Source organism: Pseudarthrobacter sp. L19 (assembly GCF_050859435.1).
In the GTDB taxonomy this organism is placed as follows: Bacteria; Actinomycetota; Actinomycetes; order Actinomycetales; family Micrococcaceae; genus Arthrobacter.
On sequence record NZ_CP193935.1, the window covers coordinates 1,119,341 to 1,140,820 of the forward strand.

A 21,480-nucleotide genomic window follows, 5' to 3' on the forward strand; every position below is an offset into this window, starting at 1 on the left:
CTCAGGCAGAAAACGGGCCCGCGGTGCGTTCGCCGTCGGAGGCGTCGGCGTTGTCCCCTTCGACGGCGGCGGCCGAGCGGAGCGGGGAGGGGTCCGGGGCTCGGACGACCAGTTCGGCCGCGGCGCGTTCGGTGACCTCGGGGCCGGCCTCGTCGAGGTCTTCCCCGGCGAGCACCTCGGCGGCCAGATCCATGGCGGAGATGTCCTCGGGGGTCAGCCCGGCGGCGACATTGGTGGCCAGACCGGAGGTCAGCTCCGCGGCGCCGGCCCCGGCAAGCCCGTCCTCGCGGCGGTACCGGTGCTGCAGCTCTTCGGCGGCCAGGTCGTACCAGGTGAGCGCGCCGAAGTAGGGGTGTGCGGTGTCGAGGTGTCGGTACAGGGCATCGGCCAGCTGGCCAAGGGCGTCGTCGGAGAGCGCCCGCACGGTCACCGCCGGGTCCAGGGTCCCCTCGAAGTACTGGGCCAGCTCCAGGCCCTGGATGCGCTCCCCGGTGTCCACCGGGTCCTCGTCCGCATCGGCGGTGGTGTAAGGATCGCCCAGCTGTTCATCGATCGAGGCGTAGACCTCGGCGTCGTCGGCAAGCTCCCCGGCGGCCGGTCCCACGTGGGCCAGGCAGACCGGCAGGTCCGCCGGCTCCAGCAGTTCCAGCGCAAAACCCTCCGCCAGGGAAGACGAGGATTCCCGCAGGGACAGCAGGATTTCCGGATCGAGGTGGGAGGCGCTGTACAGGTCAAGGGTCACGTCCGCGCCGGCGGCAAGGCGGCTGGAACGCCGCATGATGTGCAGCAGTGCGGGGTAGCTGTCCTGGGTGAGGCAACCCGAGGCCTCCAGGGTCACGTGGCCGGTATCGGCATCAACGCGGACAAGCACTCGCAGTTTGTGGTTCATGGGATACTCCAAAAGACACGTCCATGAGCCAACTGCATAACCCAACGCTAACCATACGAGCTTGTTGCCGGGCTCACAAGCTGTCAGGCACCGGTGGGTGGTTGCTCCGGCCAGTCGACGCACTGATTGTAGGCCTCGTGCTTGCGCAGGTAGCGGTAGATGAACGGGCAATGCGGAATGATCCGTTTGCCGGACGCGACAACGTCGTCCAGGGCGAAGTGCGCCAGCACCTTGGCCAGTCCCCGGCCGGCGAACCGTTCCTCGGTTTCCGTGTGGGTAAAGTCCACGTGACCCGGGCGGTCGATATACCGGGCCTGCACGGCGAGCTCGCCGCCGACGTGCAGCTCGTACCGGTGCAGCGCGTCGTTGCGGGTGGTGGTGACGTCCGGGCCAAAGGTGTCTTCGGTTCTTGCCGCGCTCTCGGTCATGGTTCGACCTTGGCATGTATCTCCGGGGGTGGCAATGGGTCCCCGGCCCCGCGCGGACCCGGCGCCGGGGTGCGCACCGGAACGCGGCCCAGCAGCAGCACAGCGAGCGCGAAGCAGGCTGCTCCGCCGCCCAGCAGCCCCACGGTCAGCCCGTCGACGGCGGCCTGGACCACCGGGAGGAAGACCACCACGGCGGCGGTGGCCACGGCGGTGGCGGGCCTGGAACGGGGCGGCCCGGGCGCCGTCGGCCGCTCCTCCAGCCTTCCGAAGAGAGCCAGGACGGGCAGCAGCAGGACGACGACGGCGAGAAGCAGCAGCGGCCGGGTCCACCACCAGACCGCGCTGCCGCCGGCGGGCAGGGCCAGGCGGGTCAGCAGGAGCACCCCGGAGAGGGCCGCGATCAACGGCAGATGCCAGAGGTAGATGGTCATGGACCGGCGGCCGACGCCGGCGAGGAGTGCACGGACCGGCCGGAGGCCCGCCAGCCGGACCAGCCAGGGATGCAGCAGCTTGAGGGCCCCGGCCTGTGAGACGGCCAGCAGGAAGAGGGTGAGGTTGGGCGGGTTGAGGTTCACCAGCATGTTGCCCGAGTAGAGGCGCAGCACAACCACCGCGCCGAGGAGGGCGTTGCTGCCGGCCACCAGGCCCAGCAGGGCTGCCGGGCCCAGCCGCAGCGTCCCGTCGGCCAGGAGGAACCCGAGCTGCTGCACGGCGCACCAGAGGAACACCATGTTGGCGTACGCCAGGCCGGGCGCCGCGCCGCGGAGGCAGTCCACGGCCACCACCAAGGCCACCAGCGCGGCCAGCGTCAGCCACGGGGCCCTCGCGTGCAGGGCGGCCAACCACGGAAGGTTCAGCTGCGCGGCGAGGTACGCGGCCAGGAACCACAGGGGCATCCCCGCTCCGCTTGCCAGCAGCTGGACCACCTGCGGGTCCACCCCCGCCAGCCGGGCAGCCCGCAACCCGGTGAACATCATCGCCAGGAGCACCGCGGCCGGGCGGATCAGCCGCAGCAGCCGGGACTGGATGAATTCGGAGGCCGTTCCGCCGAGGGAGCGCAGCCGCCGCCACGAGTAGAGCCCGGTCACTCCCCCGGCGACGAAGAACAGCGGCATCACCTGCAGCACCCACACCACGGGTTCGAACCAGTGTTCGTTGCCGAGGGTGTTCTCCGAGGTGACCGTGCCGTCCGGGTGCAGCACCGGGCTGACCATCAGCGTGTGGCCGACCACCACCAGGGCCAGGCAGAACAGCCGGGCGAGGTCGATCGCCGGATCACGGCCGTCCGTGCTCCGGGATCCGGTCCCCGCTGCCCGGAGCCCCCGGTCATGGCGGGGCTACACCGCCCTCACGCTGTCCACAGCACCATTGTGGCCCAGCGCCGCGGGCCGGGGTAAGGGCGGGAAGGACCGGCGAGCGCGGCCAGGCGCGGCTAGGCGAGGATGGCGGCGAGGCCCAGCACGGCGGCGAGCAGCGGCAGGGTGCCCTGGGTGGCGGCGGCGCGGAGGTACTTCCCGCCGCTGAGGGCCAGCACCAGGGCCGCGAGCAGCATCGAGCCGCAGCAGCTGAGGATCAGGGTCCAGCCGACCACGGCGGCGGACGTTCCGGCCCCGCCGAAGGCCACGCAGCCCGCGCCCACGAATGCGCCGATGGCCAGGAACAGGTTGTAGAAGCCCTGGTTGTAGGCCATCGGCCGGGTGGTTTCCGCGTCCGCCTGCGAGGCCAGGCCGAACCGCTGCCACGTCGCGGGCCGGGTCCACTGGAAGGACTCCAGGATGAAGATGTAGACGTGGAGCAGGGCTGCCAGCAGGGCAAAGACGAGGGAGGCCAGGATCATGGGTTGATCCTAGCCTCCCGCCGCTTTGCAAACTTCCTGCGTGGCCGGGTACCCGTGTTACCGGGCCAGGGCCGCCAGGGACGCTGCCGCGAAACTCCGCGCGGAGCCGGTCCAGTGCCCCAACAGGCCCTGCAGGTTCTCGCCGTCGGCCCGGTGCGCGGGCAGCTGCTCGGTGAGGGCCTGCAGCACGCCGGTGCGCAGCTCGGTATTGAAGTTCACCTTGCCCACGTTCATCGCCGCGGCCTTGGCCAGCTCGGAGGCAGGGATTCCGGACGCGCCGTGGAGCACCAGCGGCACCCGGACGCGAACGGCCACTTCCTGGAGGACGTCCCAGCGCAGCCGGGGTTCGCCGCGGTACTTGCCGTGGACGTTGCCCACGGCCACGGCCAGCAGCCGGGCGCCGGTGCGGGCCACGAAGTCCTCCACCTGGCCCGGGTCGGTCAGGCCCGCCTCGTCACCGGCGGCGTTCCCGCCGGCGTCGGGGCCGAAGGCACGGTCCTCGTCGCCGGCGAGGCCGCCAAGTTCGGCCTCGATCACGACGTCGTCCCGGCCCTGCGCTTCGAGCCGGGCCCGGACGTCCCGGACCAAGGCGATGTTCTCCTCGTAGGGCAGCGCGGAGCCGTCCACGAGCACCGAATCGGCCCCGGCGTCGACGGAATCCAGGATCAGCTGCGGGTCCGCGGCGTGGTCCAGCTGGACCGCGACGGGGACGCCGGCGTCGTCGGCCAGGCCGCGGAGCGCCGTGATCAGCCGCAGGCCGTCGGGGTGCCCGCGGTCTTCGGTGCCACCAGCAGGATGATGCCCCGCCCGGCCTCCTCTGCCGCGCCCACCACGGCCAACGCCGTCGTGAAGTCGTAGCAGGTAAAGGCCGGGACGGCCGAGCCCTGCTGCAGGGCCCCGGCGACCAGGGTGTCCAGACGGGTACGCATCAGGCGGTGAGGCCCGAGACCAGGAGCCAGGCCACGAAGGTCAGCGCGAAGCCGGCCACGCCCAGCACGGTGGTCAGGACTGTCCAGGTGCGCAGGCCGTCAGCGACGGTGAGGCCGTAGTAGCGGACCACCACCCAGAAGCCGGCGTCGGTGACGTGGGACAGGCCGAGCGAACCGAAGCCGATCGCGATGACCAGCACGGCGATCTGTGCCGGGGTGTAGCCGCCGGAGGCGACCGCGGAGGACAGCAGGCCCGAGGTGGTCACGATCGCCACGGTGGCCGAGCCCTGCGCGGCGCGGAGGGCCAGGGAGATGATGAAGCCCAGCAGCAGCAGCGGCACGCCGTGTGTGTCGAGGGTCTGGGAGAGGGCCTGGCCGATGCCGGAGACCTGCAGGACGCTGCCGAACACACCGCCGGCGGCCACCACCATGAGGATCGAGGCGATCGGGGGCAGCGCGCCCTCGAAGATTTCACCGGTCTCGGTCAGCGACCAGCGGCGGCGGACGGCGAGCAGGAAGAAGCAGAGGGCCACGGCCACCAGCAGGGCGAAGAACGGGTTGCCGACGAAGGAGGCGACGCCGTACCAGGCGCTGCTCTTGGCGATGGTGAGGGTGCCGACCGTGCCGAGCAGGATCAGGACGATGGGGGTGGCGATCAGGAAGATGATCAGGCCCGGCCGCGGCGGTGCGACGGCGGCGGCGCCGGGACCGTCATGGCCCACCTTCACCAGGGACTTGGTACCGAACTCGTCCACCTGGGTCTTGACCGCGGGCAGCAGTTCGTAGTCCTTGCGGTTCATGATCGAGGCCACCCAGTAGGACAGGAAACCCAGCGGGACGCAGATGACCAGGGAGATCAGGGCGATCAGGCCGATGTCGGCGCCGAAGACGCCCGCGCCGGCCACGATGCCCGGGTGCGGCGGGACGGCGACGTGGATGGCCAGCATGATGCCGGCCATCGGCAGGCCGAACTTCACCGGGTGGACCTTGGCGATCTTGGCGAAGGCGTAGACGATCGGCACGAGGACGATGATGCCGACCTCGAAGAACACGGGGATGGCGACGAGGAAGCCGACGGCGGTGAGGGCCACCGCCACACGCTTGGCACCGAGTTTCGCGGTGAAGTGGTCCGCGAGGGACTGCACGCCGCCGGAGACCTCGATCATGCGGCCGAGGATGGCGCCGAGGGCGATCAGCAGCGCGACCTTGCCCATGGTGCTGCCGACGCCGTTGGAGACGACCGTGAAGACGTCCTTGAGCGGGATCTGGGCGGCGACAGCCACCAGGATGCTGACCGTCAGGAGGGCCACGAAGGCCTGGATCTTGAAGCGGATGATCAGCACCAGCAGCAGGGCGACACCGGCGGCGGCGATGGTCAGCAGCAGCGGAGTGCCCAGCTCCACGGCCGGTTTGATGACGGGCGCGTCGGCCGCGCCCACCATCAGGGAATTGAGCAGAGGGTTCATTGGGGGTGTCTCCTTTGACAGGCGGGAGGGAGGGGTCCGGTCGCGGCGTTGGGGGCCGCCGCGGCCGGAGTCGGGGTGCTGAAGGCTTAGGCGGTGCGCTTTGCGGGGGCGACGACCTTGATGACGGCCGAGTCGTCCGCGGCGGCGAGGCCCTGGGCCTGGCCGAGGAGGTAGAGCTGTTCGGCGGCGGCGGCGACCGGTGCGGCGAGCCCGGCGGCGCGGGTGGCCTTGCCGACGATGCCCATGTCCTTGACGAAGATGTCCAGCCGGCTGAGCACCTCCGCGCCGTCTTCGGTGTAGGCCTCGAGGATGCGGGGGCCGCGGTTGGAGAGCATGAAGGACCCGGCAGCGCCGGCCTCGAGCGCGGCGAGGGTCTTCGCCTGGTCCAGTCCCAGGGCGTCGGCCAGGGCCATCGCCTCGGCAGCGGCGGCGATGTGCACGCCGCACAGCAGCTGGTTCACGGTCTTGAGCGCCTGGCCGTCGCCGGGCTTGTCGCCCACCACGGTCAGGGTGGAGGCGAGCAGTTCCAGCACCGGGCGGGCGGCTTCCAGGGCGGCCGGTTCGGCGCCGACGACGATCAGCAGGTCGCCCTCGCCGGCGCGCTTCGGGCCGCCGGAGAGCGGTGCGTCCACCAGGCTGACGCCGTACTCGGCCAGCCGGGCGACGGTGGCGGGAACGGCGTCGGTGCCCACGGTGCTGCCGAGGATGACGACGGCGCCGGGCTTGAGGACCCCGGCGACGCCGGTGGCGCCGAAGAGGACCTCGTCCAGCTGTTCGCCGTTGCGCACGGCCAGCAGCAGCGCGTCGGCGCCCTCGGCGGCCTCACGCGCGGAGCCGAAGGTGCGGACGCCGGCCTCTTCGGCGAGCCGCAGGCGGGGCTCGGCGATGTCGAAGCCGTGGACGGTCAGTTCCGTGGCCAGCCGGACTGCCATCGGCAGGCCCATGGCGCCGAGGCCGAGGACGGTGACTTGGTAGTTCATGGTTTTCTCCGTTGAAAGGGTGCGGCTGGTTAGAAGGTGGCGCTGAGTTTGCGCGTGACCTGTGCGAGGGATTCGTCGTCGCCGACGTTCCCGGCGAAGACGACGTACGGGATGCCCTTGGCGGGTCCGTCGACCGGCTCCCAGAGGGAGACGATGCCCGGGAGCATCGGGCCGCGGACGATCGCGCGGCGGATTTCGAGGCCGTGGGCGGCGACGTCCGAGGAGGTGATCCCGCCCTTGGCGATCACGAAGCGGGGCGGGAAGGTCTTCAGCGTCCGGTTGACGACCGCGACGACGGCGGCCGAGACGGTGCGGGCGATCCGCAGGCTCTCCGCGGCGTCGTCGGCCTTGATCAGGAGGCGGCTGGTGTGCAGGATGACGTCCGCGCCGTGCAGCGCGTCGACGACGAGTGCGACCGTGGCGTCCAGGTGCTCCGCGGCGCGGTCGTCCAGGAGCTGTTCGACGTCGATCTCCACGATCCGGGCCGACCCGTGCTGGGCGGTCAGGGCATTGAGCTGGCGGGTGGTGACGCCCACGTGCGAGCCGACCACGATCAGGCCGCCGGCCTCCGAGGGCTGGTTGCCGGCGTAGGCCTCGGCGCCGGTGAGTTCGGAGCGGATTTCCTGCCCGATCCGGGCGCGGACAAACGGCGGACCGACGCGGTAGAGCAGTTTCTTGCCGCGGCGTTCGGCCTCCTGCAGGCCCAGGGAAAGGAGCCGGAGGTCGTTCTCGGAGACGATGTCGGCCACGATCGGGGTGGAGTCGGTGGCGGCGTCGATGGCGTCCGCGATGGCGCGGGCCGATGCCTGCGGGTCCCCGGCCCGGATGGTGTCCAGGTCCAGGACGATCACGGAGCCGGCGCTGAAGCGGCCGCCGGACTTTTCCTCGACGTAGCGGGCGAGCTCGGAGTTGGCGAAGCCGAAGCTGGCGTCGCGGGCGAACTCGGTGTCGGCCACCGGGGTGAGGCGACCGGTGCCGCCGGCGCGCATGTAGTGCACCCCGCCGATCGTGACGCGGCCGGCGTCCGGGAAGGCCGGGACGATCACGACGCCGTCCGTGGTCCCGCCGTCGACGGCGCTGACGGTGGCGGCGATGACGTCCGGCTCCAGCGGGTAGTGGCCGCGGAGGGTGGAATCGCTGCGGCTGACGAAGCCCACGCTCAGCGACTCGGCCTGCGCGGCGGCGAGCGCGTTGCGGACGATTTCCTCGTTGCGGGCGGCGGCCTCGGCCGGGTCCAGGCTGCGGGTGTTGGTCAGGACATAGACGGCGTCCGCGGGGCGGCCGTTGATGCGGTGCGAGAAGGCCCAGGCGAAGTCTTCCACCTCCCACCGGGTCAGGACGGGGAGGTCGGCGACGGACTGGGTGCCGGTGGGGTCATCATCCAGCACCACGAGGGTGCGGGGGCCCGCCGCGGCGGCTGCGGCCACGCCGTCGGCCACCAGGGCTGCCGGTACCGGGACCTCCGCCGGGAAGGCGGCCAGGACATCTGCCTCTAAGGGCTCTGCTGCTAAGGGCACGTGCACTCCATTGTGAAAACTCTGTTGCGGTGGAATCTGCGCGGCTGGCTTCCAACCGCATTTGTAAGATGTCTGACATCTAACAAGTGAGTGTTAGTGTGGCATAAGGCACAGAGACGCGCAAGTAGACTTGTCGGGCACGCGAGTGGATGACGTTGGACGGGGAGATGTGGCTAGGAAATCGCTGGTAGGCGTCGTGGCCGACGAGCTGCTGGACCGCATCATCGCCGGAGAGTTCCCGCCCGGCTCCCCGGTCCCGGGCGAGCTCGAGCTGAGCGCCCGGCACGACGTGAGCCGGATGACCGTCCGGGAGGCGATCAAGACCCTGGAGGCCCAGCACATCCTGAGCGTCGAGCGCGGGCGCGGCACGTTCGTCAACCCGCTGAGCCGCTGGGCATCGCTGGAGGCCGTGCTGCGGGCGGCCTCCGAGGGCACCAACGACGCCGCCACGGCGGTCCAGCTGATCGAGCTGCGGCGGATGCTGGAATCGGGGGCCTGCGAACTGGCGGCTTCGCGGATCAGCGACGCCGACCTGGAAACCCTCCGCGGCCAGGTGGAGTCAATGCGCGCCGCCCACGAACACCACGACGTCGCGGCCTTCGTCGCCGCGGACCTCGCATTCCACGACCTGATCCTGCGCGCCTCGGAGAATGTTTTCGCGGCGGTGCTGTTCGCGCCGCTGCACCGGGTCCTTGAGCGGCGCCGGACCCAGACCTCCGAGGTGCGGGAGATCCAGGCCCACGCGATCGAGCAGCACGGAAAAATTGCCGCGGCGCTGGCCACCCGCGACCCGCGGCTGGCACGCGACGCCATGGACGCCCACATGCAGCAGACGCTGGATGACCTGCGGACCTACGTCCTGGCGGCCCCGGCGGGCTGACGCGGTCCTAGCCTGTTTAGGCCAGGGAGAGGAAGAGCTTCTCCAGCTCGGCGCGGTCCAGGCTGGGGTCCTCCTGCTGCATGCACTGCTGCAGGCCGGTGGCGATGATGGAGAAGCCCGCCTTGTCGAGGGCGCTGGAGACCGCCGCGAGCTGGGTCACGACGCTCTTGCAGTCGCGGCCCTCCTCGAGCATGCGGGTAACGGCGGCAAGCTGGCCCTGGGCGCGGCGAAGCCGGTTAATGACGGACTTCATGTCCGTGGGATCGAGTTCCATGGGAGCCTCCCGGAAAAGTGGTGGATTACCCTCTATCATATACCCCCTGCCGTATCATGCATACCCCGGGCAGGTATCGCAATCCGCTTGCGGGGGCCGAAAGTACCTTGCACCAGCGTCGGCCTCGGCGTATTTCTGAGCTTGTGAACTCGGCAGCATTCCTTGATCCGGCACTCCCCTTCGGCAACGCCGCGCCGGGCGGCGGCCACTGGAGGCGGCTGGTATCCCTGGGCGACTCGTTCACCGCCGGCCTGGGCGACCCGGAACCGGGCAGTCCGGGCGGTATCCGCGGCTGGGCAGACCGGACTGCCGAGGAGCTCGCGGCCCTCCGTCCCGACTTTTCCTACGCCAACCTGGCCGTCAGCGGCCTGGTGCTGCAGGAGATCGTCGACCTGCAGCTGGAGCGGGCCATCGCGCTGCGACCGGACCTGGTGACGCTCTCCGCGGGCGGCAACGACCTGGTCTTCCACCGCCGCGACCCGGACCGCCTCGCCGACGACCTGGATGCCGCCGTCGCCGCCCTGTCCGCCACGGGGGCGACCGTGGTGATCTTCACTGGCCCGGACTGGGGCCACACGCCCGTCTTTGGCCGCATCCGCGGGAAGGTGGCGGTGTTCAACGAGAACATACGGACTATCGCTGCACGCCACTATGGCGTGATCGCGGACCTGTGGACCATGCGGGAACTCAGTGATCCGCGGATGTGGGACCCGGACCGGCTGCACTTCTCGCCGCTGGGCCACCACACCATTGCGGGCATGGTGCTGGACACCCTGCAGGTACCGCACACCCTGGTGCCGCTGCGGCCCAAGCCTCTGCCCGCACCGGGTTGGCGCCAGACCCGCACCGAGGACCTGTCCTGGGCGACGCACTACCTGTTTCCGTGGATGGCCCAGAGGCTCCGGCCGCACGCGCCCGAGAGCCCGGCCGCGCCGAAGCGCCCGGACCCCGGCCCGGTGCTGCGGGTCAACGCTTCCCCCGCCGGCAGCCCCTAGTCCGGGGAGGTCCGGTCCGCTAGCCTGCAGGAACGGCCCCCGGCCGCCGAGACCGGGTCAACGGACCGACGACGATCCCGAGGAGCGAAGATGTCCAACCACACCTACAGCATTTCCGAAATAGTCGGCACCTCGACGGAGGGCGTCGACGCGGCCGTCCGCAACGGCATCGCCGAGGCCGCCAAGACCCTGCGGAACCTGGACTGGTTCGAGGTCAAGGAGATCCGGGGACACCTGGAAAACAACGAGGTGGCCGACTGGCAGGTCACCATCAAACTCGGCTTCCGGCTGGAGCGCTGACCCGCCGTCCGGAGCGCTTTCTACCCGGAGTCGAGGGCATGCATATCGTCTGATTACTTAAGCCGTCAGGGTATTTCGCGGTGCCCGGGTGGCTATTTGATAGTAAGCATGATTAGTATTTACCCAGAAGGATGAAGCGCACCCGGCAACCCGGGTGTCTCCTCAACAGAAAGCGAAGGACAGCAAATGGGTATTCTCGGATTCTTGATTCTGGGTCTTATCGCCGGCGCAATCGCCAAGGCCATCCTGCCGGGCCGTCAGGGCGGCGGCTGGGTCATCACGATGGTCCTCGGCGTTGTTGGCGCCCTCCTGGGCGGCTTCATCGGCAGCGCACTCTTCGGCACCGGTCTGCAGGAGTTCTTCTCGCTGACCACCTGGCTGCTGGCGATCGTCGGTTCGATCATCGTTCTGCTCATCTACGGCATGATTACCCGCCGTTCGCACCGCTAAGTCGGAGCACTAAGAACCGGCTCCGGGACTTGCTCCCGGGGCCGGTTTTTGTTCCCGGATATCCGCGGGGGTCATCGAACCACCGCGAATTTTCACCAATAAGCACGGATTAGGAGCGCAGTATGAAGAACAAGCTTGTTTTCGGTACGGGCCTTGCCGCCGGCTACATCCTGGGGTCCCGCTCGGGCCGCGCCGCGTACGAGAAGCTGAAGACCCGCGCGTCGGAGCTGTGGCAGAGCAAGCCGGTGCAGGACGGGGTCACCGCGGCCACCGAGGCGGTCAAGGACAAGGCCCCGGAAGTTTCGGGCCAGCTGGCCGAGGCGGCCCGCCGCGCCGGAACGGTCATCACTTCCAAGGTCCACCACGACGGCGACGCAGCCGACGCCACGAAGACCGATAACGCCGCAACCCGTGAGGACACCGCCACGGCCGAGCCGACAGGCGCCGTCCCGGCCCACAGCACCCACGTGGGCACCCCGAACCTCGGCACCGACGAGGCCCCGAGGCACGTCACGCCGAACTAGTCCGCGTTCCGCGGTTTTCGCTGCGGTTTCGGACAGGCCTCGACTGCCGCCTGGAGTTACGCTCCGGGCGGCAGTCGGCTTTCCACCACCGTGGCATCCAGCGCCGCAGAGGTGCGGATCCGGGCGGCGAAGCCGTTGTCCGTGAGGATGGCGCGGGTGGCGCGGGCCTGGCTCCGGCTGGTTTCGATCAGGAGCCGGCCGCCCGGGACGAGCCAGTCCGCGGCGCCGGCGGCAATGCGCCGGTGCAGCGAGAGGCCGTCCGCTCCCCCGTCGAGCGAGATCCGGGGTTCGTGGAGCCTGGCCTCCGGGGGCATGGCGGCAATGGCATCGGTGGGCACGTACGGCGCATTCACCGCCAGCAGGTCCACGCGGCCCCGAAGCTCCTCCGGCAGGGCCGCGAACAGGTCGCCGGTGTGGACGACGGCGCCCGGTGCACTGAGGTTCCGCCGCGCACAGGCGACGGCGGCCGGGTCAAGGTCCGCGGCGTGCAGCTCCAGCGGGCCGGCGGCGAGCAGCGCCGCTCCCACCGCTCCGGAGCCACAGCATAGATCCACCACCACGGGCGGCCGGCTTCCGGGACCGGCGTCGAGCTCCCGCAGAAGCGCCGCGCCGCGCCGGACGAGGTATGCCGTGCGGCGGCGGGGGACGAAGACCCCGGGATCCACGGCGATTCTCAGCCCGCAGAAATCCGCCCAGCCCAGAAGGTGTTCCAGCGGGAGACCGGAGACGCGGCGGTGCACGAGGCTTTCGAGCTGATCCGTGTCCGCGGCAGCGCCCAGCAGCAGGTCAGCTTCTTCTTCGGCGAAGACACAGCCGGCGTTCCGGAGACGCCGGATGATGTCCTGCCGCCGGGTACCGGTGTGCTGCATGGGCCGTTCCGTCCGCCGCGGGTAGGGACCTTCATGCTAGCGGCGTGGTCCGGGTCAGCCCACCACCTGGAGGGGCGTCTGCGGGCGGGTCGGCATCAGACGGAGGACTTTTTGCGGGCGGCAGCGGCGGTGGGCCGGTCCGCGGGATTCATGGCCGTCATCGACTTCAGCAGGCTGGTCCAGCCGTTGCCCAGGCCGGTGGGGATCGCCGGGCTGCGCAGGGTGCGCGCCACGAGCGACTCCACGGGGGTTCCGGGGTAGGCCTTCTCCCCCGTGAGGCACTCAAGGAGCACCAGACCGAGGGCGTAGATGTCGGTGGCGGGGTGGAGGGGCTGTTCCTTGGCCTGCTCCGGGCTCATGTAGTGCACCGTCCCGGAGGACATGCCGGCCTCGGGAGTGGTGCCGGCGGTTACGGCGATGCCGAAGTCGGCCAGCCGCACCGAGCTGCGCCGCAGCTGGCTGACAAGGATGTTCGCGGGCTTGATGTCCCGGTGGACTAATCCCTTGCCGTGGACGTGGTCGAGGCCGGCGAGGGCGTCGCCGGCCCACGACGCGACGGAGGCGGGCTCGGTGATGCCCTCGTGGATGCGATCGCTCAGGCTTCCACCGCTGGCGTACTCCTCCACCAGGTAAGGGCGGCCGGCCCACCGGTCGCCCTCGGGCACGGTGCCGGCCGCAACGAAGCGGACGACCGCGGGGTGGTTCAGGGAGGCGAGGACCCGTGCCTCGTCGAGGATCCGGGAGGCGTCCTTTTCGGCCGGCCCCTCGGCGACCTTGATGGCGACCGGCCTGCCGGTGGAGAGGTCGCTGCCGCGGTAGACCGTGGCCGTTGCGCCGCGGCCCAGCCGCTCGTGGACCAGGAAGCGGCCCTGCGGTTCGTTGGGGAGTGCCAGCAGGCTGGCGTCGAGGCCGGGCAGATCGGCTGCCGGCAGGAGGGTCTCGGTGACCGGAACGGCGCTCACGAAAGGGAGGCCAGTGCGTTGGAGGGGTGGAGGATGCCGTCGACCTGGAAGCCGCAGGCGCAGCGCCACACCGGCGGCAGCGAGGCCGGACCGCCGTCGGGCTCGAAGGAGTAGTCGGCCATGGTGGCCAGCGCCGGGGCCTCCCACTGCATCGGGGCGCCGCAGTGGCTGGGGGCCAGGGCGCGGATGGCGGCGGAGGTCCGGTCCGCGGGCTGGGCCTGGTTTTCCAGGTCCACATCCAGGGATCCCGCTTCGGGCCCGAAGCCGTGGTCGATGGTCAGCAGCCGCGACTCATCATTTTTGCGCGATAGGTTATCCAACACATTGGTAAGCATACATATCGCTAGCTGAACTAGCTAGTTTTGGGGAGCGGAACTTTGCTCCGGTCAGTGGCCTGCGGTGTGCTCGTCCAGGGCCTCGGTCATTTTGCGCAGGAAGGACACGATCACGCGGCTCTCGTCGGGCGTGAGGCCCTCGGCCACCTCAAGCATCCTGCGGTGCATCCGTCCCAGCGTTTCCCGGACCTCCGTATCGGTCTCAGTCGTCGGGACGATCACCAGGGAGCGCCGGTCCGTGGGGTGCGGCTCGCGGCGGACATGCCCGCTGAGCACCAGCCGGTCGATCAGGGAGGTGGTGGACGCCGTCGTGATTCCCAGCATGCGACTGAGATCCTTGGGCCCCACCCGTTCGCCGGAGGACTGGGCGCGGAGCAGGTAGCGCAGCGCCAGCAGGTCGGTCTCGCCCATGCCCATGGAGTCCCTGGTGGAACGCCGGGTGGCAACCTCGGCAGAGCGGTAGCCGCGGAGAGCCTGCAGCACGGCGGTGGGGGCGTCAACCTGCCCCTCCAAGCCGTACCAGTAGCCTGAGTCTGCCGTTACATGGGAGTCCATAGATCAATCCTAGCCGAGCTGATAACTAGACAGGCTTCCTAACGTGGCCTGCCGGGTGCGGGACGCAAAAACCCCCGGCTTCCTGTCGCCAGGATGCCGGGGGAATTTCCACTCTTCGCTAAAAGAGTGGGCCCTGTGGGGATCGAACCCACGACCCACGGATTAAAAGTCCGATGCTCTACCAACTGAGCTAAAGGCCCCCTCAAGCCGCCGCTGCACGGAAAACGCGGCAGAAACCGGCTCCGGGCGCAGTGGCAGCGCCATCCATTTCTGGACGTTAACACTGTACCGCAGACCACGTCGCGCTTTTCACCGCCGACGCGCCGCAACGGGCCGATTCCGCGGCGGCGAGGGCGCCACGGACCGGTTCCCGGCACCTTCCCCGTGCGGGCCGCCGGGCCCCGCCGGACGCTCGATTCCCCGATTGCACAGGAGTAGCGTGGTGGCATGAGCGAGCAAGCAGGTACCGGCAATCCCGGCCCCGTCCGTCACCACAAGCCGAAGCCCTTCGCGCCGATCGACTTCGAGCCGTTCGCAGGCGGCGCCGACCCGGCCCGCGTGTCCGAGGCGGCCCACCTGGCCGCCCAAGCGCTGGTCCGCCGCGGCCGCGACAGTGACGACCCCAAGGTCACCAAACGCCTGGTGAAGCTCGCCGACGAACAGGGCCTCGAGGCGATCGCCGAGATGTGGGCCGAGAGCCCGGCCCGGTCCCTGCCCGGCGCCCTGTGGCGCCTGTATGCCCTGCGCGCCGCGACGGTGCAGGATCCGGAACGGATATCGGTCTACTTCCGGGCCGGCAAGGACACCGCCCAGGTGTCACACGCCGTCGCCGGTGCCGCCGAGCCGCCGGGCGCCGAGGAAATGCGCACCATGGCGGATGCCATCCTCTCCGGGGCGTTCGACGGCGAGTTCGACGTCGCGTTGGAACGGTCCGCGGCGTTCTGCCGGGTGGTTGCCCTGGGGCAGGCCACCCTCGCTGACGGCGCCGAGCACAGCAACGCCGGGCACGCCACCAAGCTCACCCGGAACTCGCATTTGCTGGTCAAGACCGCGGAGGACCTGGAGCACGCGGCCAACGCATGGCGCCTCGGCGAGCTCGATTAGGACCGCCACCGGACGGCCGTGGAGGGGTCCGGATACGCCCGCCGGGGGCCCGCTGTCAATCTTGACTTGGTCCGCCGGGCGTAGAAAACTAAAACCGGTGCCGAGCTGCGAAACCCCCGGGCTTCAACAATTAGCCGCCTAGAGCGGCCTACCGCCGAGAGGCGTATCCGGCTCGGCACCATCTACTTTTCCCCCTCTGTTCCGCCCCCGCAGGGCCGCCGTCCACCGGACGGTAAAGTGATCTTCATGCGCGGGCCGATCAATTCGAATCAAGGCCGGCGGACCACGCCTGTGTACGCATTCGGAGACCGGTAATCCCACGTGAAGCTGCGACTTTTTCCCCAGGAACCTGCGGGACTGAACCTCCTGTCCCAGATGGCCCGGCAGATCCTGCTGGCCACCGGCACGCTCTCGGAGATCCTCGGTGCGCCCGCGGCCGAACACTCACGCCTTGTCGAGGACATGCACAACCACGAGGCGAAGGCGGCCGAGCTGCACTTCGCGCTGCTGACCCACATGCGCAGCAGCTTCCTCAACCCGGTCCCCCGCGACGACATGTACGCCCTCTCCCGCTACCTGAACGAGGCGATGGAGAAGCTCGACGCCGCCGCGGACCTGGTCTTCCTCTACAAGCTGGACCGGCTGCCCCGCCGCGCCGCGGACCAGCTGGAAATCATCAGCCGGCAGGCGGAACTGACCGTCGAGGCGATGCGCCAGCTGAACAACCTTGACGAGCTGGAGGACTACTGGATCGAGGTGCTGCGCCTGACCAAGCGGGCCGAACGCACGCACCGGGTCTGGGTGGCGGACATGCTCAAGGACATGAAGTCCGCCCAGTACGCCCGCAACCGGGACATCGCCGACCAGCTGGTGGATGTCACCAAGGACATGCGACGGATCGCCACCCAGGTAGGCAGCATCATCGTCAAGGAATCCTGACGTGTCCCTGGTCTTCTTCGCCGCGGTGGTGCTGTTCGCCGCGGCCTTCGCCTTCCTGAACGGTTTCCGGGACGCCTCCTCCTCGGTGGCCCTGGCCGTCCGCACCCGGGCGCTCACCCCCACCGTCGCCGTCCTGCTCGCGGGGCTGTTCAACTTCGTCGGGGCGGCGCTTAGCGCGGCCATAGCCCTGGAGGTCAGCCGCACCTGGGTGGTGTTGCCCGCCGGCGGCAACGGTCTGACCATCCTGATGGCCGGGCTGCTCAGCGCCGTGCTGTGGGGCATCTACAACTGGTGGCGGGGCATCCCGTCGTCGTCCACGCATGCCCTGGTGGGCGGCCTGGCCGGCGCCGGCCTCGCCAGCGTGGCGGTGGGCGGCAATTCGGTGCTGGGCGTGGACCAGTCGCTGATGGTGCAGGTGGTGCTGCCGCTGCTGATCTCCCCGCGATCGCCTTCGCCGGGTCCTACCTGCTGGTCTGGCCGGCTACGTGGGCCGCGCGCTACACCCCGCCCGGCGTCGTCAACAGCCGCGCCCGGCGCGCCCAGGCCGTGGCCGCGGGTGCCGTCGCGTTCGGCCACGGGCTGCAGGACGGCCAGCGCACCAGCGCCGTGCTGATCCTGGCGATGATCGCCGCGGGCCTGGCCGACGGCGGCGCCATGCCGGTGTGGGTAGCCCTGCTGACCGCCGCCATGCTGACCGCCGGCACGCTGGCGGGCGGGTGGCGGATTTCCTACACCCTGGGCCACCGGCTGGTCCGGATCGATCCGCTGCGCGGGTCCGTGGCCCAGCTCTACAGCAGCCTGATCCTCCTGGTAGGCGCGATCGGGCTGCACTGGCCGGTGTCCACCACGCACACGGTCACCGCGGCGGTGCTCGGCGCCGGGGCGAACCAGGGCTACGCGGCCACCAACCGGCGGCTGGTGCTGCGGATCCTGGCGTTCTGGACGCTCACGCCGCTGGTGACCGCCGCCGTGGCGTTCGTGCTGGAGCTGGCGCTCTCGCCGCTCTCCAACCTGTAGCGTCCGGCCAAAGTCAGCCCCCGGCTTTATCCGAAGCGGCCGGAGACGTAGTCCTCGGTGGCCTTCACGGTGGGGTTGCTGAAGATGGTGTGGGTGTCCCCGTACTCGATCAGCTTGCCCGGCTTGCCGGTGCCGGCGATGTTGAAGAAGGCCGTCTTGTCCGAGACGCGGGCCGCCTGCTGCATGTTGTGGGTCACGATCACCACGGTGTACTCATCCTTGAGCTCGTTGATGAGGTCCTCGATGGCGAGGGTGGAGATCGGGTCCAGCGCGGAGCAGGGCTCGTCCATCAGGATGACCTGCGGCTCCACGGCGATCGCGCGGGCGATGCAGAGGCGCTGCTGCTGGCCGCCGGAGAGGCCGGAGCCGGGCTTGGCCAGGCGGTCCTTGACCTCGTTCCAGAGGTTCGCGCCGCGCAGCGAGCGCTCCACCAGCGCGTCGGCGTCGCCCTTGGAAATTTTCTTGTTGTTCAGCTTCACGCCGGCCAGCACGTTGTCTCGGATGGACATGGTGGGGAACGGGTTGGGCCGTTGGAAGACCATGCCGATCTGCGAGCGGACCGTCACCGGGTCCACGCCGGGGCCGTAGAGGTTGTCGCCGTCGAGCAGCACCTCGCCCTCCACGCGGGCGCCCGGGATCACCTCGTGCATCCGGTTCAGGGTGCGCAGGAAGGTGGACTTGCCGCAGCCGGACGGGCCGATGAACGCCGTGACGGACTTGGCGTCGATGTTGATGTTGACGTCCTCGACGGCCAGGAATTTGCTGTAGTAGACGTTGAGGTCTTTGACGTCGATGCGCTTAGACATGCTGTTCCTTCACTGGGAGAGATTGAGGGTCCGGGAGCCGGCGCAGGCCTAGCGGCCGGCTTTCGGGGCGAAGATGCGGGCCACCAGGCGGGCGGCGAGGTTGAGCAGCATCACCAGGATGATCAGGACCAGGGCCGCGCCCCAGGCGCGCTGGTCCGACGGTCCCGGGTTCGACGGCGAGGTCGGGTTCAGGATCTGCGTATAGATGAACGTCGGCAGCGAGGCCATCCAGCCGCCGAAGACGTTGTTGTTGATCGAGGTGGCGAAGCCGGCGGTGACCAGGATGGGGGCGGTCTCGCCGATCACGCGGGCGATCGCGAGGGTGACGCCGGAGGCGATGCCGGAGATCGCCGTCGGGATGACCACCTTGAGGATAGTGCGCCACTTCCGCACGCCCAGGGCGTAGGCCGCCTCGCGCAGTTCGTTCGGGACGATCTTCAGCATTTCCTCGCTGGAGCGGACCACCACCGGGATCATCAGCACGGAGAGGGCGACGGCGGCGACGGCACCGGTCTTGGTGCCCGGGCCGGAGACGGCGAAGAAGAACGCCGCGGCGAAGAGGCCGGCCACGATGGAGGGGATGCCGGTCATCACGTCGACGAAGAAGGTGATGGCGCGGGCCAGCGGGCGGTCGTCGCCGTACTCGACCAGGTAGATCGAGGTCAGCAGGCCCACCGGGACGGAGATGACCGTGGCCAGCAGGGTGATCTGCACGGTGCCGATGAGGGCGTGGTAGATACCGCCGACCACGGGGGCGCCGTTCTCGACGCTCTTGTTGTCGAACGCGCCGGTCACCCCGTTCATGGAGGTGCCGAGGAAACCGGGATCCAGCAGGCCGGGGAGGCCCTTGACCAGAACGGTCCAGATCACGGAGACCAGGGGCAGCAGGGAGATCAGGAACGCGCCCACCACCAGGCAGGTGGCGAGCTTGTCCTTGGCCCGGCGGGAGCCTTCGACGGCGGCGCTCCAGCCGAACAGGCCCACGGTGAAGAGAATGGCCGAGACGATGCCCCAGCCGAAGGCGTTAAATCCGATCAGGGCCAGGATGGCGGCACCGAGGATCAGGGCGAGGGCCAGGACGATGTACGGCGCGGCCTTGGGCAGCTGGCCCTTGGTGAGGGCCGAGCGCTTCTTGACGGGGGTCAGGGTGGCGGTCATTTAGTTGGCTCCCGAGAATTCTTTGTGCCGGGTGATGATCCACCGGGCGAGCATGTTCACGCCGAGGGTGATGATGAACAGGACCAGGCCGGCCGCGATCAGGGTGCTGACCTTCAGGCCGCTGGCCTCCGGGAAGTTCAGGGCGATCTCGGCGGCGATGGTCTGGTTGCCGGACTGGATCAGGCTGGCGGTCAGGGCGCCGGAGGAGAGCACCAGGGCCACGGCCATGGTCTCGCCGAGGGCGCGGCCCAGACCCAGCATGATGGCGCTGATGATGCCGGGCCGGCCGAAGGGCAGCACGGCCATCCGGATCATTTCCCAGCGGGTGGCGCCCAGTGCCAGTGCGGCTTCCTCGTGCAGCTTGGGGGTCTGCAGGAAGATTTCGCGCGAGAGCGAGGTGATGATGGGCAGCACCATGACGGCCAGGACGATTCCGGCGGTGAGGATGGTCTTGCCGGTGGCCGACGCCGGGCCCTGGAAGATCGGCAGCCAGCCGAGGTTGGATGCGAGCCAACCGTAGGCCGGGGAGATTTCGCGGGCCAGGAAGGCCGCGCCCCAGGCGCCGTAGACCACCGAGGGGATGGCGGCGAGCAGGTCGATCACGTAGCCCAGGCCGGAGGCGAGCCGCCGGGGGGCGAAGTGCGAGATGAAGAGCGCGACGCCGATCGCCACGGGGGTGGCGATGACGAGGGCGATCACCGCGGCGATCAGGGTGCCGATCACGATCGGCCAGATGTAGGCGAAGAAGCCCGCTCCGCCCTGGATCTTGTCCGGCGGGGCGACGAGCGCCGGGACGGCCTGGATCACCAGGAAGAGCGCCACGCCGAAGAGGACGGCAAGGATCAGGCACCCGGCGGCCAGGGTGGCTGCGGAGAAGACTTTGTCACCGGCGCGGCCTGCGCCCCGGGACGTGGTCAGGGAGGTGGTGGTCACTTCACGATCCTTCAGCTTCGATCTGCGCCGGCGCGGCGGACGGGTCACGCCCGCTGCGCGGCGGTCAATCTGGGGTACGGCGGACAAACGGCTAGGTTCCCTGCCCCGGTCAGGCGGTCAATGACCGCCCGGCCGGGACAGGGAACCTGGCTCAGGCTGGTGTTTCCACTATGCCTTGCGGGGAAACGGATTCCCTAGGACTTTGCCTTGATCGATTCGATCGACTTCGCGGCCTTGTCCTGCAGTGCCTTGGACAGCGGCGCGGACTTCGCGGACTCGGCGGCGGCCTTCTGGCCGGCGTCGGAGACGACGTAGTTCTCGAATGCCTTGACCAGGTCCGCGGTTTCCTTGCTGTCGTAGGTGCTGCAGACGACGTGGAAGGAGACCAGGACGATCGGGTAGGCGCCGTCGATGGTGGTCTTGCGGTCCAGCTTGATGGAGAGGTCGTTGGCGGCGCGGCCCTCGACCGGCTTGCCGGCGTCGACGGCCTTGGCGGCGGCGTCGGCGGAGATCGTGGTGAAGCCGTTGCCCACCTTGATCTGGGCAACGCCCAGCTTGCCGCTGACGGCGGAGTCGTCGGCGTAGGTCACGGCACCGGGGGTGTCGGTGACGGTCTTGACGACTCCGGAGGTGCCCTTGGCGTTTTCGCCCTTGAGCGATGCGGGCCAGACGCCGGAGGACTTGTCGGTCCAGACGTCGGACGCGGCGGCGGACAGGTAGTCCGTGAAGTTCTGCGTGGTGCCGGAGTCATCGGAGCGGTTGACCGGGGTGACCTTGAGGTCCGGGAGCTTGGCGTCCGGGTTCAGGGCGGCGATGGCCGGGTCGTTCCACTTGGCGATCTGGCCGCGGAAGATCTTGGCGACCGTGGCGGCGTCCAGCTTCAGGTCCTTGACGTCGGGCAGGTTGAAGGCCACGGCGATCGGGGAGATGTAGACCGGGATATTCAGGGCGCCATCGGGGCCGCACTTGGCCTTGGAGGAGGCGTACTCGTCGTCCTTGAGGTACGCGTCGGAGCCGGCGAACTGGGCCGAGCCGTCGAGGATGGCCTTGCGGCCGGCGCCGGAGCCGTCCGGGGAGTACTGCACCTGGGCGCCCTGGTTGGCGGAGGCGAAGTTGGTCTTCCACACGTCCATGGCCGCACCCTGCGCGGAAGAACCGATGCCGGTCAGCGTGCCGGTGACCTTGGGGCCGGAGGCGGCCGGGGTGCCCGCGGTGGAGTTGGTCGCGTTGTCGGAGCCGCAAGCGGTGAGCGCCAGGGCGCCGGCTGCGATAACAGCGATGGCCGCGTTGCGGCCGAAGCGTGATGCCTTCACTAGATGTACCCCTTCCAGGG

At 69.6% G+C, this 21,480-nt stretch carries 23 protein-coding genes, 1 tRNA gene and 2 pseudogenes; 8 read left to right on the forward strand and 18 right to left on the reverse strand.

Going from position 1 to position 21,480, the window contains the following annotated elements:
* Position 1 precedes the first annotated feature (1 nt).
* The 8 genes and pseudogenes from ACRQ5B_RS05235 to ACRQ5B_RS05270 all read right to left on the reverse strand — a co-directional run bounded on the left by ACRQ5B_RS05235 (position 2) and on the right by ACRQ5B_RS05270 (position 8,046).
* Positions 2-889, reverse strand: coding sequence for a hypothetical protein (locus tag ACRQ5B_RS05235; protein WP_432397650.1), 888 nt, complete (start codon positions 887-889; stop codon positions 2-4).
* Positions 890-972: 83 nt separating this feature from the next.
* Positions 973-1,317 (reverse strand): GNAT family N-acetyltransferase, encoded by a 345-nt coding sequence (locus tag ACRQ5B_RS05240; protein ID WP_412884557.1) that lies wholly within the window; start codon positions 1,315-1,317, stop codon positions 973-975.
* Positions 1,314-2,552, reverse strand: coding sequence for an acyltransferase family protein (locus ACRQ5B_RS05245; RefSeq protein ID WP_432397654.1), 1,239 nt, complete (start codon positions 2,550-2,552; stop codon positions 1,314-1,316). Before ACRQ5B_RS05245 ends, ACRQ5B_RS05240 begins: the two co-directional genes overlap by 4 nt.
* A gap of 197 nt (positions 2,553-2,749) precedes the next feature.
* A complete protein-coding gene (locus tag ACRQ5B_RS05250) occupies positions 2,750-3,154 on the reverse strand; it encodes a DUF1304 domain-containing protein (RefSeq protein ID WP_432397657.1) in 405 nt (134 codons plus the stop codon).
* Between the two features lie 57 nt (positions 3,155-3,211).
* A pseudogene (locus tag ACRQ5B_RS05255) lies at positions 3,212-4,083 on the reverse strand (class II fructose-bisphosphate aldolase).
* Positions 4,083-5,549: a GntP family transporter gene (locus ACRQ5B_RS05260; RefSeq protein WP_432397660.1), complete on the reverse strand. Its 1,467-nt coding sequence runs from the start codon at positions 5,547-5,549 to the stop codon at positions 4,083-4,085. The pseudogene ACRQ5B_RS05255 and the gene ACRQ5B_RS05260 overlap by 1 nt, the downstream one beginning before the upstream one ends.
* Before the next feature lie 86 nt (positions 5,550-5,635).
* Positions 5,636-6,529, reverse strand: coding sequence for an NAD(P)-dependent oxidoreductase (locus ACRQ5B_RS05265; RefSeq protein ID WP_432397662.1), 894 nt, complete (start codon positions 6,527-6,529; stop codon positions 5,636-5,638).
* Positions 6,530-6,558: 29 nt separating this feature from the next.
* Entirely contained in the window at positions 6,559-8,046 is a 1,488-nt protein-coding gene (locus ACRQ5B_RS05270) for a four-carbon acid sugar kinase family protein (protein ID WP_432397665.1), read from the reverse strand.
* A gap of 169 nt (positions 8,047-8,215) precedes the next feature.
* Here ACRQ5B_RS05270 and ACRQ5B_RS05275 point away from each other — a divergent pair, with 169 nt between their 5' ends.
* Positions 8,216-8,926, forward strand: a complete 711-nt coding sequence (locus tag ACRQ5B_RS05275) for a FadR/GntR family transcriptional regulator (protein WP_432397666.1) — start codon at positions 8,216-8,218, stop codon at positions 8,924-8,926.
* A 16-nt stretch (positions 8,927-8,942) separates the two neighbouring features.
* Here ACRQ5B_RS05275 and ACRQ5B_RS05280 read toward each other — a convergent pair whose 3' ends face one another.
* A complete protein-coding gene (locus tag ACRQ5B_RS05280) occupies positions 8,943-9,200 on the reverse strand; it encodes a metal-sensitive transcriptional regulator (protein WP_290256971.1) in 258 nt (85 codons plus the stop codon).
* A gap of 143 nt (positions 9,201-9,343) precedes the next feature.
* Between ACRQ5B_RS05280 and ACRQ5B_RS05285 the strand changes: the two genes are divergently transcribed.
* The 4 genes from ACRQ5B_RS05285 (at position 9,344) to ACRQ5B_RS05300 (ending at position 11,469) form a co-directional block, all read left to right on the forward strand.
* Complete coding sequence (locus ACRQ5B_RS05285; protein ID WP_432397670.1) at positions 9,344-10,195, forward strand: SGNH/GDSL hydrolase family protein; 852 nt, start codon at positions 9,344-9,346, stop codon at positions 10,193-10,195.
* 90 nt (positions 10,196-10,285) lie between these two features.
* A complete protein-coding gene (locus ACRQ5B_RS05290; protein WP_290256972.1) occupies positions 10,286-10,495 on the forward strand; it encodes a dodecin in 210 nt (69 codons plus the stop codon).
* A 186-nt stretch (positions 10,496-10,681) separates the two neighbouring features.
* Positions 10,682-10,945: a GlsB/YeaQ/YmgE family stress response membrane protein gene (locus ACRQ5B_RS05295; RefSeq protein ID WP_412884548.1), complete on the forward strand. Its 264-nt coding sequence runs from the start codon at positions 10,682-10,684 to the stop codon at positions 10,943-10,945.
* A 122-nt stretch (positions 10,946-11,067) separates the two neighbouring features.
* Positions 11,068-11,469 carry a YtxH domain-containing protein gene (locus ACRQ5B_RS05300; RefSeq protein ID WP_432397675.1) on the forward strand — a complete coding sequence of 134 codons (402 nt, stop codon included), beginning with the start codon at positions 11,068-11,070 and terminating at the stop codon, positions 11,467-11,469.
* 56 nt (positions 11,470-11,525) lie between these two features.
* Here ACRQ5B_RS05300 and ACRQ5B_RS05305 read toward each other — a convergent pair whose 3' ends face one another.
* From ACRQ5B_RS05305 to ACRQ5B_RS05325, 5 genes are all read right to left on the reverse strand, one after another.
* Entirely contained in the window at positions 11,526-12,338 is an 813-nt protein-coding gene (locus ACRQ5B_RS05305; protein WP_432397678.1) for a putative protein N(5)-glutamine methyltransferase, read from the reverse strand.
* A gap of 95 nt (positions 12,339-12,433) precedes the next feature.
* Positions 12,434-13,300 (reverse strand): serine/threonine-protein kinase, encoded by an 867-nt coding sequence (locus ACRQ5B_RS05310; RefSeq protein ID WP_432397681.1) that lies wholly within the window; start codon positions 13,298-13,300, stop codon positions 12,434-12,436.
* Complete coding sequence (locus ACRQ5B_RS05315) at positions 13,297-13,623, reverse strand: hypothetical protein (protein WP_432397683.1); 327 nt, start codon at positions 13,621-13,623, stop codon at positions 13,297-13,299. Before ACRQ5B_RS05315 ends, ACRQ5B_RS05310 begins: the two co-directional genes overlap by 4 nt.
* A gap of 63 nt (positions 13,624-13,686) precedes the next feature.
* Positions 13,687-14,190, reverse strand: coding sequence for a MarR family winged helix-turn-helix transcriptional regulator (locus tag ACRQ5B_RS05320; protein WP_432397686.1), 504 nt, complete (start codon positions 14,188-14,190; stop codon positions 13,687-13,689).
* A 127-nt stretch (positions 14,191-14,317) separates the two neighbouring features.
* Positions 14,318-14,390: transfer RNA gene (locus ACRQ5B_RS05325), tRNA-Lys, on the reverse strand.
* Positions 14,391-14,637: 247 nt separating this feature from the next.
* Here ACRQ5B_RS05325 and ACRQ5B_RS05330 point away from each other — a divergent pair.
* The 3 genes and pseudogenes from ACRQ5B_RS05330 (at position 14,638) to ACRQ5B_RS05340 (ending at position 17,250) form a co-directional block, all read left to right on the forward strand.
* A complete protein-coding gene (locus ACRQ5B_RS05330; RefSeq protein WP_290256979.1) occupies positions 14,638-15,294 on the forward strand; it encodes a hypothetical protein in 657 nt (218 codons plus the stop codon).
* A 321-nt stretch (positions 15,295-15,615) separates the two neighbouring features.
* Positions 15,616-16,233: a DUF47 domain-containing protein gene (locus ACRQ5B_RS05335; protein WP_364135971.1), complete on the forward strand. Its 618-nt coding sequence runs from the start codon at positions 15,616-15,618 to the stop codon at positions 16,231-16,233.
* A 1-nt stretch (position 16,234) separates the two neighbouring features.
* A pseudogene (locus tag ACRQ5B_RS05340) lies at positions 16,235-17,250 on the forward strand (inorganic phosphate transporter).
* Positions 17,251-17,276: 26 nt separating this feature from the next.
* Here ACRQ5B_RS05340 and pstB read toward each other — a convergent pair.
* The 4 genes from pstB to pstS all read right to left on the reverse strand — a co-directional run bounded on the left by pstB (position 17,277) and on the right by pstS (position 21,460).
* On the reverse strand, positions 17,277-18,056 hold the full coding sequence (pstB, locus tag ACRQ5B_RS05345; protein ID WP_290256982.1) for a phosphate ABC transporter ATP-binding protein PstB: 780 nt from the start codon (positions 18,054-18,056) through the stop codon (positions 17,277-17,279).
* 48 nt (positions 18,057-18,104) lie between these two features.
* Entirely contained in the window at positions 18,105-19,214 is a 1,110-nt protein-coding gene (pstA, locus tag ACRQ5B_RS05350; protein ID WP_432397691.1) for a phosphate ABC transporter permease PstA, read from the reverse strand.
* A complete protein-coding gene (pstC, locus tag ACRQ5B_RS05355; RefSeq protein WP_290256984.1) occupies positions 19,215-20,147 on the reverse strand; it encodes a phosphate ABC transporter permease subunit PstC in 933 nt (310 codons plus the stop codon).
* Positions 20,148-20,341: 194 nt separating this feature from the next.
* Entirely contained in the window at positions 20,342-21,460 is a 1,119-nt protein-coding gene (gene pstS / locus ACRQ5B_RS05360) for a phosphate ABC transporter substrate-binding protein PstS (RefSeq protein ID WP_364135961.1), read from the reverse strand.
* Between the last annotated feature and the right edge of the window lie 20 nt (positions 21,461-21,480).